We start from the raw sequence: 13,881 nt of genomic DNA on the forward strand, positions 1-13,881 counted from the left end.
TCGCCCGTCATGACCGATCCGCCGCACGGGATCTTCCAGGTCGCCGTGCTCGGCGCCGGCACGATGGGGCGGGGAATCGCCCACATTTCCGCGCTCGCCGGCTACACCACCAACCTCTACGACGTCGATGCCGAGCAGTTGGGTGCGGCCGAGCGCTCGATCCATCGCAATCTCGACAAGGGAGTCGAGATCGGCAAGCTCGAGACCGAAGCGGCGCTCGGCGCCAAGGAGCGCCTGGCGCTCGAGAACGAGCTCGCGGCGGCGGTCGCCGAGGCCGATCTGGTGATCGAGGCGGCTCCGGAATCGATGGAGCTCAAGGTTCGGCTCTTCCAGCAAGTCGCGATGCACTGCTCCGAAGAGACCCTCTTCGCCTCCAATACCTCGGCGCTCTCGGTCACCGAGATGGCCGGCGCGACCGGCCGGCCGGAGCGCTTCGCCGGCACCCACTTCTTCAATCCGGTGCATCTCATGAAGCTCCTCGAGCTGGTGCGCGGTCTCGAGACTTCGGAGGCGACCCTCGCCACCCTCCGTGAGGTCGGCCGGCGGATGGGCAAGGAGGTCGTCGTGGTGCGCGACGTCCCCGGCTTCGCCACCTCGCGGATCAACGCCCTGATCGGCAACGAGGCGTTCCGCATGCTCGAGCAGGGCGTCGCCTCGGCGGACGACATCGACAAGGCGGTGAAGCTCGGTCTCAACCACCCGATGGGGCCGTTCGAGATGGGCGACCTCGTCGGCCTGGACGTGCGGCTCAAGATTCTCGAGCATCTCCACGCCACGCTGGGCGAGACCTTCCGGCCGTCGAACCTGATGCGCCAGTACGTGCAGGCGGGGCGCCTCGGCAGGAAGACCGGGCGCGGCGTGCACACCTACGACGAGCAGGGCAGGAAGATCGGATGACGACGAAACCGCCCGCCGTGTCCCGCTTCCGTCGGGCCTTCGCCACCCTTCGTACCGCCGGATTCACCGCGGCCCTCGCCCTGGCGGCGGGCGCTCGCCTTGCGGCGCAGCTGGTGCCGATCGGCCCGGAGTCGGCGGTGAACGCGACGACCGCCGGCTCGCAGTTCGCCGCCGGCGTGGCAGGAGAACCCGGCGGCCCCTACCTCGTCGTTTGGCAGAGTGCCGACCAGGATGGCAGCGGCGCCGGCGTCTACGGCCGCCTCTACGACGCCGCCGGGACCGCCCTCACCGGCGAGCTCCGCCTCTCGCAGACGACGGCCGGAGATCAGATCAGCCCGGCGGTCGCCTGGTCGCCGGCGGGGACGTTCCTGGTCGCCTGGGCGTCGAATGGCCAGGACGGCAGCGGCTTCGGCATCTACGCGCGGCGGCTTCAGGCCTCGACAGGAGCGCTCCTCGGCAACGAGTTCCCGGTGCACGTCACGACCGCAGGCAGCCAGCTCGCGCCGCGCGTCGCGGCGCAGGGCTCGGCCTTCTACGTCGTCTGGAGCGGCCTCGGGGCCGGCGGCGACAACGACATCTTTGCTCGCGGTTTCGCAGCAGCGGTCGAGGGCACCGGCGGAGCCGGCGCCACGACGGGCGAGGTCCGGATCAACGCCGGAGTCTCCGGCAATCAGGTGCAACCGGCAATCGCCGCCGCCGGCAGCGGGCTCGTCGCCGCCTGGGCGAGCGAAGGTTCCGACGGCAGCGGCTTCGGCGTCGTCGCCCGGCGCCTGGACGGCGCGCTCACGCCTCTCTCCGCCGACATCCCGGTGCCCCAGAACACGATCTACGACCAGTCGGCTCCGGCCGTCGCCGGGTTTGCGAGCGGCGGCTTCGCGGTCGCCTGGCAGCGGGCGCTGCAGGCGATCGGGTCGCCCATCGGGCCGCAGCCGGTCATCGCGCTGCGGCGCTTCGCCGGCAGCGCGGGCTTCCCCGCCACCGGCCCTGAGCTCCAGGTGCAGGGCGACGTCTCGCGCCGCCACGAGCTGCCGGCCCTGATCACCGACGGCGAGGAGACCCTCACCGTCGCCTGGCAGGAGCACAACCTCGCGAGCGGCGACAAGCAGGTCGTGGCGAGCCGCTTCGACGCCGCGAACGTGCCGCAGGTCATCGACTTCCCCCTGAGCTCGACTTCGGCCGGCGACCAGATCGCGCCGGCGCTCTTCGGCTCCTCCCGGCTCGTCGCCGCCTGGGCGAGCTTCGGCCAGGACGGCAACTCTTTCGGCGTCTTCGCGCGCCGCTTTGGCTCGCCGCTCCCGCCCTGCGTCGCCGACGCCGCCACCCTCTGTCTCAACGACGACCGATTCCGCGTGCGCGCCACTTACGCCACCGCCGCCGGCGCGAGCGGCGCCGGCCAGGCGGTGGCCCTGACGCCCGAGTCGGGCTACTACTGGTTCTTCGACGACGCCAACGTCGAGATCGTCGTCAAGGCGATCGACGCCTGCGGACTCAGTGGCTTCGACAACTATTGGATCTTCGCGACCGGCCTGACCAACGTCGAGGTCACCCTCGACGTCGTGGATACCTGGACCGGCGACCAGAGGGTCTACAGGAATCCCCTCCGCCAGGATTTTCAGCCGATCCTGGATACCGGCCACTTCAACGTCTGCGATGCACCGCAGCCATTCGCCGCCTCTGGGACAGCTATGTCAGCGAGGGGTGCCTCGTTGACGATGAGGGGACATGTTGCGGGGCCACCGACGAGTGCCCAACAGCAGCCGTCGCCTCCCCGCTACGTGTCCCCTGTCCTCGCCGACACGACCCCGAGCGCCGAGAACTCGACGACGCCGGACGGCGCGAGCACCGCAGGCAGCTGCGTCGCCGACGCCACCACCCTCTGCCTCAACCAGGGCCGCTTCGAGGTGAAGATCGACTACCGCACGGCGCAGGGCGCGACCGGCGACGGCCAGGCCTTCCCGCTGACCACCGACTCCGGCTACTTCTGGTTCTTCGACGACGCCAACGTCGAGCTGGTCATCAAGGTCATCGACGGCTGTGGCTTCAACGACCGCTACTGGGTCTTCGCCGGCGGCCTGACCAACGTCGAAACCCACCTCACCGTGCGCGACACGCTGTTCTCGACCACGACCTTCACGCGCACCAACCCCTTGAATCAGGCGTTCGCGCCGATCCTCTCGATCGACGCTTTCGCCACCTGTCCGTAGCTTTGGTGAGGGGGCACTCGGGCGCTCGAGGATCCAGGGCGTGCTCCTATTTGAAGCGTGGTCGCCCACCCTGGATCCTCGAGTGCCCGAGCGCCCCTGGGATACGGGGGGCTTCTCTCTCGACTGTACTGGCGAGAAATTGGTGACAGTTTCCTGATTTCCGACCTGCGGTGCGGATGGCACCTGACCAGACACAGGCGGAAATCAGGTAACTGTCACCAATTTCTCAGCGATCTTCGGTCGCGGCAGCGGGCATCGGCGGCACCGACGCAGCGGGCTTGCCGCGAAAGAGCTTCTTGAGGCCGAGCCGCAGCCCATCGAGCTCGGCGTAGAGCCAGAGCTTCACGCCGCGCAGGGCCATGCGGAAGGGCGCGGTGTCGAGGGCGAAGTAGGCTTTGATGCGGCGGCCGGCGTTTCTCTTCCCCGCTTCGCCCATCTCGTGCCGGAGCTCGGCGAGCGCCTTGAACCGACGGTTGTAGAACATCATCAGGCGGTAGTTGAAGTAGGCCTCTTTCGGCCCCAGCACCGGCATCCAGAAAAAGCGGCCGTAGACGCGGTAGGCCGGGATGACGACGAAGATGTAGTACTGCGCGGTATCGAGCAGGAAGGCCGCCGACAGCAGGTCGGCCTCGCCCATGTAGTAGTACTTGTCCCTGTAGATCGCCTCGAAGAAGCGCCAGTAGGAGCGCACGAAGGTCTCGTTGTGCTCTTTCGTGCGCGCGACGATCGGCTTTCCAGCGAGGTCGATCGCGACGATCTCCGCGGTGGCCTCGACCGAGAAGGCGCAGTGGTCGAGGCCCGGCGAGTAGTAGGGGTCGAGGAAGACTGCGGCGTCGCCGACCAGCGCCCAGCCCTCGCCCATGTACTGCGTCGTGGCGTAGGGCAGGTTCGAGTAGTAACGAAAGTCTTCGGTGCGCAGCTCCGCGCCCGGCAGGAGCTCGTTGAACGGCACGAGCTCGGCGAGGAAGTCCCGGAACGCCTGCTCGCGATCCGTCCGCGTGTGCAGGTCGAGGAGCCGGCGGTCCCAGACGACGCCGACCGAGGTCTCGCCGTGACCGTGCGGAATCACCCAGACCCAGTAGCCGCGGCCGGTGTAGTGATTCGTGCCCAGGCGCCGCGAGGAGACGTTCCGCCGCGCCCATTCGACCGGCCCGCGCGCCGCGAGATCGTCGATGTGCCCAAGGTTCCGGAAGCGCCCCCAGAAGGCTGCGGTCGGATGTTGCTCGTTCTTCGTGATCAGGCCGAGCTGCCGGCCGAGCAACGTGCCCCGGCCGGTGGCATCGATCACCCAGCGGCAGCCGACCGTGAAGGTGTCGCTCCCCTGGTCGATCGTCACCCGATGGTCGAACTTCCCGAGCTCGACCTCGCGCACCCGGGCCGGGCGGACGAGCTCGGCGCCGGCGGCGACCGCCTCGTCGAGCAGGTGCTGGTCGAGGACGTCCCGGCGCAGCTGAAACGACGGCACGGCGCTGCGCACGAATCCGCCCGCCTCGGTCGCCTGCCAGTGGTGCTGCACGTCGGCGTTCGCGAACCAGTAGCGCAAGCCCTCCTTCGGCAGCTGGTCGAGCTCGAGGTGCCGCCACTGCGCGAGCCGCCGGGTGAGGAACATCGCCGACATCTCGGTCGTCGCCTCGCCGACCTTGGCGTCGAACTGCTTCGACTTCTCGACCACGAGAACCGAGAACTCCGGATGGTCGCGTTTGAGCAACATCGCTGTCGAGGCGCCGCTGAAAGCCCCCCCGAGGACGACGACGTCGTAGCGCTCCTGTAGCGGCCGATTCATCGGCCGGCCTCGCCGGTGGCGAGCGCAGCCAGTGCCGCGAGGGAAGAGAGCGCGGGGTCGGCGAGCTGCCGCCGGTCGAGCTTGCCGCGCCCGTCGCGCGGCAGCTCCAGCAGCACCACGACGCTGCGCGGAATCTTGTGCTCGGCGAGTCTGCCGCGACAGTGCTCGACGACGCTCTCGAACGTCACCGCCGCGTTGGCGGCGCCGAAGACGGCGCGCAGGACCGTGCGCGGCCCTTCCGGTCCGTCCACGCCGAGGACGCAGACGTCGTCCACCCCCGGAAGGTCGCGCAGGAGGTTCTCGACCTCGCGCGGCTGCACGTTCTTGCCCTTGACGATGACCAGGTCGTCGGCCCGGCCAAGCAGGCGGAGCTCTCCGGGGCGCTTTTCGTCCCACGCCGCGAGGTCGCCGGTCAGGAACCTCCCGCCGGCGAGCTCGGAGGCGGGCTCCGGGAGGTAGCCTTCGGCCACCGCCGCACTGCGCACCCGCAGTCGCCCGGTCTCGGCGTCGAGCTCGATCGCGACGCCCTCGATCGGCGTGCCGACCGTGCCCTGCTCCGCAGCCGTTCCCTCGCGGTCGAAGGCGATGCCGCCGGACTCGCTCGCACCGTAGAAGACCTGCACCGGCCGACCGAAGCGCTCGCGGACGGCGCGCGCCGTCTCGGGCGCGAGCGGCGCGCCGGCGCTCGTCAGGAGCCGGACGCTCGGCGGCAGCGGCGGCGGCGAGGCGAGGCGCGCCCAGCACGAGAGCCAGGCCGGCACCGCCGGGAAGAAGGTCGCCTCGAGATCGCGCGCGGCGGCGAGCGGCGCCATTACCGAGCGCTCGTCCGGAACGACGATCAGGGCTCCGCGTACGAGCGCCGGCAGCACGACACTCGAGAAGCCGTAGGAGTGCGAGAAGGGGATGGCACCTACGTGCCGGTCCTCCGCGGTGAGACCCATGGAGGCCGCGAGCTGCGCCTCGTCGGCGACCAGCGCCGCCGAAGAGACGACGACCCCGCGCGGCAGCCCGGTGGAGCCGGAGGTCAGCTTGATCGCGCCGATCGACTCCGGGAGGTGGCGCACCACCGAGCCGAGCCGGGTGACGAAGGTCCAGTGCTCTCCCCCGCGCGGCCAGGCCTCGGAGAGCGAGAGACAGCCGGCGACATCGAAGCGCTCGAGGATCCCCTCCAGGGCGTGCGCCGGCACCGCTACGTCGCACAGCACCGGCACCAGGCCGCAGCGGCGCAGGGCCAGGTACCCGACCAGGAATCCAGGACCATTCGCGGCGACCAGGCCGACCAGCCGGCCCGGAACGAGAGCGTGCTCGTGCAGGCGGCTGGCGAGCTCGCCCGCCTGGAGGTGCACGTCGGCGACGGTCGCCAGACGCGAGGGCGAAGCCACGATCGGCCGCTCGGGCTGGTCGGTATGGAGGGCGTCGAAAGCGCCGAGAATTGGGTCGCGAAACACGCCGCGAGTATACTTGTCCACCCGCCAGACGGGGATTTTCGACCGCCTTCCGAGAGAACCCACGCGACCATGAACCGTCCAGCCTCCAGCTACGATTTCGACTTCGCCGTCGCCGGGGGGGGGCCCGCTGGCACTTCGGCCGCGATCTGCCTGGCCCAGAAGGGCCATCGCGTCGTCCTGTTCGAGCGCGAGCAGTTCCCGCGCTTCCACATCGGCGAATCGCTCCTGTCGACCGCGAACGACGCCTTCGCCACCCTCGGAGTCGCCGAGCGCGTCGAGGCCGCCTGTTTTCCGCCCAAGTGGGGCGCCCGCCTCTACACGCCCGACGGCCTCACCGGACGCGGCGTCGACTTCACCATCGCCAGCGGAGTGACGCGCGCGCTGACTTACCAGGTCTGCCGCGAGAAGTTCGACGCCATCCTGCTCGAGCGCGCCCGCGAGGTGGGCGTCGACGTGCGCGAGGGGCATCGCGTCTCCGGCTGCGAGTTCGACGCCGAGGCCGCGAGCCTCGAGTTCTCCTCGCCCGACGGCGGCGGCAAAGTGCGCGTCCGCGCGCTGGTCGACGCCTCCGGCCGGCACGGCTTGCTGGCGAAGAAGTTCGACCTGCGCTCCGACGAACCGCGGCTCGCGAACATTGCAGTCTTCTCTCATTTCACCGGCGTGCCGCGCCTCGAAGGCGAGCGCCCGGACGACATCCGGCTGGTGGCGCGCGCGGATGCCGGCTGGTTCTGGCTCATTCCGATTTCGCCTGAGCTCACGAGCGTCGGCGTCGTCATTCCGATGAAGCGCTACATGCAGCTCGAGCACGGGTCTCCGGAGGCCATGCTGCAGGCGGCATTCGACGACACGCCGATGATGGCGGGCCTGATGCGCGACGCCCGAAGGGAGTGGCCCGTCCGCGTGGAGAAGGACTTCTCCTACAGCGCCTCGACTTACGCGGGCGACCGCTGGATCCTCGCCGGCGACGCGGGCTCCTTCCTCGACCCGGTCTTCTCGAGCGGCGTCTCGATCGCCATGGAGTCGGGGATCGAGGCCGCGACGGTGCTTGACCGGGCGCTCGCCCGGAACGACTTCTCGGCACGCCACTTCGCAGCCTTCTCGCGCCGCCAGGCGAAACGTTTCCGGGCCTTCCGCCGCTTCGTCGTCGGTTTCTACTCGCCGGAGTTCCGCGATCTCTTTTTCTCGCCTGAGCCGCCGACGATCCTCTTTCGGGCTGTCGTAACGGTGCTCGCCGGCAACTGGAATCCGGGCCTCTGGACGAGCGCGATGAACGAGATCTTCTTCTTTTTGGTCGCACTCCAGAAGCGCTTCTCGCCCTCGACGCGCCTCTTCCGCCGCGACGCCACCGCCGGGTATCCGACCGAAGACGCCGCGTGAGCCCACAAGCCAGGGTCATGGTGGCCGCCGAGGAGCTGGCGCCCCGCCTCAAGCGGCTCATCGTCGGGACACTCCGACTCGAGGGGCTCGACCCGGAATCGATCGGCGACGACCAGCTGCTCTTCGGCGAGGGCCTGGGCCTCGACTCGATCGACGCGCTCGAGCTCGTGGTCGCGATCGAGCGCGAGTTCGCGATCGCGATCCCGGAGGGCAAGGTGGACCACGACGTCTTCCACTCCGTCCGCACCCTGGCGGTCTGGCTGGCCGAGCGCCTTCCTCAGGGCGACCCGAGCGATTCGAGCCAGCCGAGCCAGCAGAGCGTCCGGCGCAGCGCCCGTTCGAGAGCCCCCGCATCATGAGGCCCGAGGGCGACCCCGGAGCTCCTCCGCCCGGAGCGGTCGCAATCACTGGCCTCGGCGCGATGAGCGGTTACGGCTCGGGCACCGCCGCTCTCTGGAAGGGCCTGGCCTCGGGGATCTCGGCGATCGGCCCGTTCTCGCGCTTCGAGCACGAACGCTTCCGCACCCAACTGGCCTCCGAAGTCGCCGGCGTTCCGCCGCAGGCCGGGGAGCGTCGGAGCTCGATCGCCGACCGATTTGCGCTCGACGCGGCGCGCGAAGCGCTCGCCCAGGCGGGGCTCCCGCCGCAGCTCGACGAGCTCTCCTGCGGTATCTACTTCGGCAGCTCGACCGGCGGCATGTTCGAGTCGGAGAGCTACTTCGCCGATCTCATGGGCCAGCCGCAGCGCGCCTCCGGCATCGGCCGGCTCACCGCGCAGCAGACCTGCTCTCCGGGCGAGACCGTCGGCCGCGCCTACGGCGTCCACGGCCCGGTTCAGACCGTCGCCTCGGCCTGCGCTTCGGCCACGCTCGCGATGGGCAACGCCCTCGCCGCGCTGCGCGCCGGCGAGATCGACATCGCCATCGCCGGCGGCAGCGACTCGCTTTGCCGGCTCACCTATGCCGGCTTCAACTCCCTGCGGGCCGTCGATCCGAAGGCATGCCGGCCCTTCCGCTCCGAGCGCGAGGGGATGTCGATCGGCGAAGGGGCCGCCGTCCTGGTGCTCGAGACGGCCGCCGGCGCTCGGGCCCGCGGCGCGCGGATCCTGGGCTGGCTCCTGGGCGCCGGCGCCTCCTGCGACGCGCATCACATGACCGCGCCCGATCCGCAGGGCGCCGGCATCGCGCGCGCCGTCGAGGCAGCCCTGGCGGATGCCGGCCTCGCGCCCGCCGATATCGACTTCGTCAACGTCCACGGCACCGGCACGCCGCACAACGACGCCGCCGAGGCCAACATGCTGCGTGCAGTCTTCGGCGCTCGGCTGACCCGGATGCCGCTCACCTCCTCGAAGGGTGCCGTCGGGCACTACCTCGGGGCCGCCGGAGCGATCGAGGCGGTCGCGACCATGCTGTGCTTCCTGCACGGCGCGGTCCATCCGACCCCGGGCGAAGGCGAGGTCGATCCGGCGATGGGCCTCGACCTGGTGACCGGCCGACCGCGGCCCGTGCCCGGCGCCCGTTTCGCCCTGTCCACGAACCTCGCTTTTGGCGGCACCAACGCCGCCATCATCCTCGGCGCCGGGCAGGTACGAGTGCTGTGAGCGCCGAGGTCGTGGTCACCGGATTGGGGGTCCTCGGCCCATTCGGCGCCGGCCGCCAGGCACTGCTCGAAGGGCTCCGGGCAGGCGTGCCGCGCCTCCGCGAGGTCGACCGGAGTGCGGGCTTCCACCGGTCCGGCGGAGCGCGTCTTGCCGCGCTGGCCGACCTCTCGGAGCTCGGCCAGCTCGTTCCGGCGGCACTCTCCCGTCGCATGAGCCCGCCGGCGCGGATGGCGGTGGCGGCGATGCAGCTCGCTCTGCGCGACGCTGGAATTCCGGAAGGTGCCGACCACGGGGCGACCGGAATCGTCACCGGGACCTCCTTCGGCCCCGCCTGGGTAACCGAGCAACTCCTGCGGCAGATCCTCGGCCAGGGGCCGGAGCAGGCTTCACCGGCGCTCTTCACCGAGTCGGTGGCGAGCGCCAGCGCAGCGCAGATGGCGATGGTGATCCGCGCACGCGGACCGAACCAGACGCTGACCCAGCGCGAGGCGAGCGACCTCCTCGCCCTCGGCGAGGCGGCGCGGTGGATTCGCGACGGCAAGACCGGGCGCGTCCTGGTCGGCATCGTCGAAGAGAGCATCCCGATCCTGCACGCCCTGCTCGATCGCTTTCACGCCTTGGCGCGCGCCGACCGCTTCGGTCCGGAGCGCGCCAGGCCGTTCGATCGGCACAGGAATGGTCTCACCGCCGCCGAGGGCGCCGTGGTCGTGGTCCTCGAGAGCGCGGCCCTGGCCGAAGAGCGCGGCGCCCGGCCGCTCTGCCGCCTGCTCGCCCACGGCGCCGCCTTCGATCCGACCGCCCGGTCGCACGACTGGGGTCACGGCGAGGTCGCGCTCGGCCGGTCGCTGCGCCGCTTCCTCGACCGCAGCGGCGTCGCCCCGGCCACGATCGAGCTCATTGTCTCCGGGGCCTCCGGCTCGCGTGCCGGCGACCGGCTCGAGGCGCTCACCCTGCGGGCCGCCTGGGGGGCGCAGGCGCTGCCGCCAGTCGTCGCCCCGAAAGGCTTGACAGGAGAGTATGGCGGCGGCTTCCTCGCCGCGGGGCTCCTCGCCGCCGGCGGTGAGCCGCCCGGACCGACCGCCGGCTTCGCCGAGGTCGATCCGGAGCTCGGCCTGGCGCCTTGGACCGGAGGCACCGCGCTCGCCTCCCCCGGCGTGAGCCTGATCACCTCCCTCGCCTCCGGCGGCGCTGCCGCCTGGGCGCTGGTCGCTCCAGCCTAGAACCTCTCCCGCCGTCCGGCGTATAACTCTCGACGTGAGATTCCGATTCCGCCTCGCCCTGGTCTTCCTCCTGCTGTCGGCCGTCCCGCTGACGGTCCTGGCGCTGTACTCCTTCACCACCTCGAGCCGCGCCCTGCGCCAGGCCGCCGAGGCGGAGGCGAAACTCATGGCGCGCGACCTCGAACAGCGGGTCGAGGGAGTCTCGACGGAGATCGACCGCAGCGTGAAAGCGCTGGCGCGTCTGCCCGCCGCCTACTGGTTGCGCTCGGAGAACGGCACCTCCGACGGCAAGCTCGACGCCCAGGTCTTCGCCGGCCTCGCCCAGGCGTTGCCGTTCATCGAGGACTTCCGCTTCGTACCCAGGGGCGCCGCCGCTGGCGCCGCGCGCGGCGCCGCTGAGCCCCGCAAGACGCAGGTCGCTGTCCAGCCACTTTCGCCGCAGGAGGTGCGGCAACTCGACGAGGAGCGGCTCCGCCAGGCTGAAGAGGCGCGGCGGCGCGGCGACGAGCAGCTCCGCCTGGCCGAGAAGAGCGTCACGGCGTCCCTGCTCCATCTTCCGGCGGGCCTGCCGGAGGCCGACCGCAAACGAATCCAGGAGGAGCTCGAGCAGGTGCGCGCCGAGATCGGGCGCAGTTTCGCGTCCCGCCGCGAGAACCCTGGCGTGCCGCCGGCCCCCCCGCTGCCGCCGACCGCGCCGGTCCCGGCACCGGCTCCGGTCGCAGAAGTCGCAGGTGCGGCTCAGGTGGCTCCGGTCGCCCCGGTGGCGGCACCGGCGCCTGTTGCCTCGCCGAACGCCGCACCCATGCCGCTCGCGGACGGCGTCTCCTGCCCGGTGACCGACGACGGCCAGGTCGTCGGCGAGATCCAGGGGCGGCTCAAGGCCAAGGAGATTCTGCGCTCGGTGCTCGGGCAGACGCATCGCGAGCAGGGCGAGGTCCCGTTCGCGATCGACAGCGAGAACAAGCTCTACGTCGCGACCGGTGCCGACGGCGAAATCCTGCGCAAGCTCCCCTCGGTGGGCGCGTTGCGCGGCGAGGCGAGCGTCGCAGCGGCCGAGAAAGGGACGGCCGACGACTGGGTCGTGGTCGCCCGCCGCGACCCGGTCTCGGGTCTGCGCTTCGGCATTGCGCGGCCGATCTCGCAGGCGATGAAGGAGCTGCGCCGGGCGACGGCGTGGAACTTCGTGGCCGGGTTCTTCCTGGTCGGCATCGCGACCATCGGCATGATTCCACTCACCAGCGGGATGGTGAAGAGCGTGCAGCAACTGGAGGCGGGAGCGGCGAGGATCGCCGGCGGCGATCTTCAGACGCGCGTGCCGGTGCGTTCGCGCGACGAGTTCGGACGGCTCGCCGGGAGCTTCAATCACATGGCTGAGCAGCTCGCGGAGCATCAGGCGCGCCTGATCGAGCAGGAGCGCCTGGGGAAGGAGCGCGAGATCGAACGGCGCCTGCTCGAAGCCGAGAACGGGCGCAAGAGTCAGGAGCTCGAAGAGGCCCGGCTCTTCCAGTTGTCGTTGCTGCCGCGCCAGCTTCCGCAGTACCAGGGCATCGAGCTCGCGGTCGCGATGTCGACCGCGACCGAAGTGGGCGGCGACTACTACGACTTCCGTACCGGCGCGAACGGCGACCTGCTGCTGGCGATCGGCGACGCGACCGGCCACGGCGCGGCCGCGGGGACGATGGTCACCGTGGTCAAGAGCCTCTTCCTGGCGGCCGGCGACGACGCCTCCCCGGCCGGGTTCCTGCGTCGCGCCACGGGCATGGTCCACGGCATGGGACTGTCACGCATGGCAATGGCGCTCGCGGTCGCGAGGCTTGCGGGCCGCGCGCTCACGATCTCCTCCGCTGGCATGCCGCCGGCGCTGCACTTTCGCGCCGCGACCGGCGAGGTCGATGAGATCGCGCTTGCCGGCATGCCGCTCGGGGCCCGCAACGACTTTCCGTACTCTGAGCGCCGGCTCGAGATCGCTCCCGGGGACGTCGTCCTGCTGATGAGCGACGGCTTTCCCGAGCTGCCCAATCCGACCGGCGAGCCGCTCGGTTACGAGCGCGCGCGAGCGCATTTCGCCGTCGCGGCATCGCGGGGTACCTCCGGCGAAGGAGCGGGCGCCGGCGGCATCGTCGCGGCTCTCGAGCAGGCCGCCGCCAACTGGTCGGGGGCCGACGCCGGCCCCGACGCCGCACCGGCCCCGTCGGATGACGTCACCTTCCTCGTTCTGCGCGCCACCTGACCCCAGCTGACAGAATGGGCCGGTGACCCAGCCCGGCGACGAGTCCGATCTCTTTCTCTCTCTCACCCCCGAACGCGTACTCGACGCCGTCGAGGCGGCGGGGGTGGCGGTGCGGCCGCTCTGCTATCCGCTGAACTCGTTCGAGAACCGGGTCTACGAGGTGGAGCTCGCCGACCGCTCGCGCGTGGTGGCGAAGTTCTACCGCCCGCAGCGCTGGACGGCGGGAGCGATCCTCGAAGAACACCGGTTCCTCGCCGAGCTCGATGCCGAGGAGATTCCGGTCTGTCCGGCGCGCCCGTTCCCCGACGGCTCGACGCTGGCGACGACCGCAGGGGGGATCTTCTACACCCTGTTCGACCGCAAGGGCGGACGCGCTCCGGCCGAGCTCGACAGCCGGGGCGCCTCGCGTCTCGGCATGCTGGTCGGGCGGTTGCACGTTGTCGGCGCCCGGCGCCCCGAGGCCGACCGGCTCCCTCTCACGAGCGAGGCCTATGTGCGCCGCGACCTCGATTGGCTCGAACGCGCCGCGATCGTGCCGCGCCGGCTCGCCGCGCGCTACTTCGCTGCCGGGCGCGCGATCGCCGACGCCTACGACCGCATGTCCGCCGGCGTGGCGGTGCTCCGCCTGCACGGCGACCTGCACCTGGGCAACGTCCTCGACCGCGACGGCGAGCTCCGTCTGCTCGACTTCGACGACTGCATGATCGGGCCGGCGGTGCAGGATCTCTGGCTCGCCCTGGGCGGCCGCGACACCGCGACCACGACGTTGCGCGAGGAGTTCCTGGAGAGCTACGAGCAGTTCCGGCGGTTCGACCGCGCCGAGCTCCGGCTCATCGAGCCGCTGCGCGGCCTGCGCATGGCGCACTACGCCGCTTGGCTGGCGCGCCGCTGGCACGACCCGATCTTCCCCAGGAACTGGCCGCATTTCGGCACCGAGGAGAGCTGGGAGCGCGAGACCGTCGACCTCGAGGAGCAGCGCATCGTCGTCGACCGCGTCGAGCGCGGGGGCTCGATCGCCCCGCCGCCAACCGCCGAGGACGAAGAGGCGCTCACCAACAAGGACCTCTTCTGGGACTGGAACGGCTGACGGCAGGGCACCGATGCCTCGCCTTCGACACCGGG

General features: G+C 70.9%; 10 protein-coding genes. 8 read left to right on the plus strand and 2 right to left on the minus strand.

The window, feature by feature from the left end; genetic code table 11:
- The first annotated feature begins 9 nt into the window (after nucleotides 1-9).
- A complete protein-coding gene (locus KBI44_00465) occupies nucleotides 10-897 on the plus strand; it encodes a 3-hydroxyacyl-CoA dehydrogenase (protein MBP9142927.1) in 888 nt (295 codons plus the stop codon).
- Nucleotides 894-3,101 (plus strand): hypothetical protein, encoded by a 2,208-nt coding sequence (locus KBI44_00470; protein ID MBP9142928.1) that lies wholly within the window; start codon nucleotides 894-896, stop codon nucleotides 3,099-3,101. Before KBI44_00465 ends, KBI44_00470 begins: the two co-directional genes overlap by 4 nt.
- Nucleotides 3,102-3,327: 226 nt before the next feature.
- Here the strand turns inward: KBI44_00470 and KBI44_00475 are convergent, their stop codons facing one another.
- The gene (locus tag KBI44_00475; GenBank protein ID MBP9142929.1) at nucleotides 3,328-4,884 is read right to left on the minus strand and encodes an NAD(P)/FAD-dependent oxidoreductase; all 1,557 of its coding nucleotides are present in this window, start codon (nucleotides 4,882-4,884) and stop codon (nucleotides 3,328-3,330) included.
- On the minus strand, nucleotides 4,881-6,332 hold the full coding sequence (locus KBI44_00480) for an acyl--CoA ligase (GenBank protein ID MBP9142930.1): 1,452 nt from the start codon (nucleotides 6,330-6,332) through the stop codon (nucleotides 4,881-4,883). The genes KBI44_00475 and KBI44_00480 overlap by 4 nt, the downstream gene beginning before the upstream one ends.
- A 69-nt stretch (nucleotides 6,333-6,401) precedes the next feature.
- Between KBI44_00480 and KBI44_00485 the strand changes: the two genes are divergently transcribed.
- Genes KBI44_00485 through KBI44_00510 form a run of 6 tightly spaced genes read left to right on the plus strand, consistent with a single transcriptional unit; the run spans nucleotide 6,402 to nucleotide 13,846 of the window.
- A complete protein-coding gene (locus KBI44_00485; protein ID MBP9142931.1) occupies nucleotides 6,402-7,709 on the plus strand; it encodes a tryptophan 7-halogenase in 1,308 nt (435 codons plus the stop codon).
- Between the two features lie 17 nt (nucleotides 7,710-7,726).
- Nucleotides 7,727-8,068, plus strand: a complete 342-nt coding sequence (locus tag KBI44_00490; protein MBP9142932.1) for an acyl carrier protein — start codon at nucleotides 7,727-7,729, stop codon at nucleotides 8,066-8,068.
- Nucleotides 8,065-9,309 (plus strand): beta-ketoacyl-[acyl-carrier-protein] synthase family protein, encoded by a 1,245-nt coding sequence (locus KBI44_00495; protein MBP9142933.1) that lies wholly within the window; start codon nucleotides 8,065-8,067, stop codon nucleotides 9,307-9,309. The genes KBI44_00490 and KBI44_00495 overlap by 4 nt, the downstream gene beginning before the upstream one ends.
- Nucleotides 9,306-10,529, plus strand: coding sequence for a beta-ketoacyl synthase chain length factor (locus tag KBI44_00500; protein ID MBP9142934.1), 1,224 nt, complete (start codon nucleotides 9,306-9,308; stop codon nucleotides 10,527-10,529). Before KBI44_00495 ends, KBI44_00500 begins: the two co-directional genes overlap by 4 nt.
- Nucleotides 10,530-10,563: 34 nt before the next feature.
- Nucleotides 10,564-12,759, plus strand: coding sequence for a SpoIIE family protein phosphatase (locus tag KBI44_00505; protein ID MBP9142935.1), 2,196 nt, complete (start codon nucleotides 10,564-10,566; stop codon nucleotides 12,757-12,759).
- A 22-nt stretch (nucleotides 12,760-12,781) separates the two neighbouring features.
- The gene (locus tag KBI44_00510) at nucleotides 12,782-13,846 is read left to right on the plus strand and encodes a serine/threonine protein kinase (protein MBP9142936.1); all 1,065 of its coding nucleotides are present in this window, start codon (nucleotides 12,782-12,784) and stop codon (nucleotides 13,844-13,846) included.
- The last annotated feature ends 35 nt before the right edge of the window (nucleotides 13,847-13,881 follow it).

It is taken from the genome of Thermoanaerobaculia bacterium (assembly GCA_018057705.1).
In the GTDB taxonomy this organism is placed as follows: domain Bacteria; phylum Acidobacteriota; class Thermoanaerobaculia; order Multivoradales; family JAGPDF01; genus JAGPDF01.

What these genes read in the sequence shown, in the direction of transcription:
- KBI44_00465 (MBP9142927.1), top strand. Translation starts at nt 10, where the DNA reads ATGACCGATCCGCCGCACGGGATCTTCCAGGTCGCCGTGCTCGGCGCC.
- KBI44_00470 (MBP9142928.1), top strand. Translation starts at nt 894, where the DNA reads ATGACGACGAAACCGCCCGCCGTGTCCCGCTTCCGTCGGGCCTTCGCC.
- KBI44_00475 (MBP9142929.1), bottom strand. Translation starts at nt 4,884, where the DNA reads ATGAATCGGCCGCTACAGGAGCGCTACGACGTCGTCGTCCTCGGGGGG.
- KBI44_00485 (MBP9142931.1), top strand. Translation starts at nt 6,402, where the DNA reads ATGAACCGTCCAGCCTCCAGCTACGATTTCGACTTCGCCGTCGCCGGG.
- KBI44_00490 (MBP9142932.1), top strand. Translation starts at nt 7,727, where the DNA reads ATGGTGGCCGCCGAGGAGCTGGCGCCCCGCCTCAAGCGGCTCATCGTC.
- KBI44_00495 (MBP9142933.1), top strand. Translation starts at nt 8,065, where the DNA reads ATGAGGCCCGAGGGCGACCCCGGAGCTCCTCCGCCCGGAGCGGTCGCA.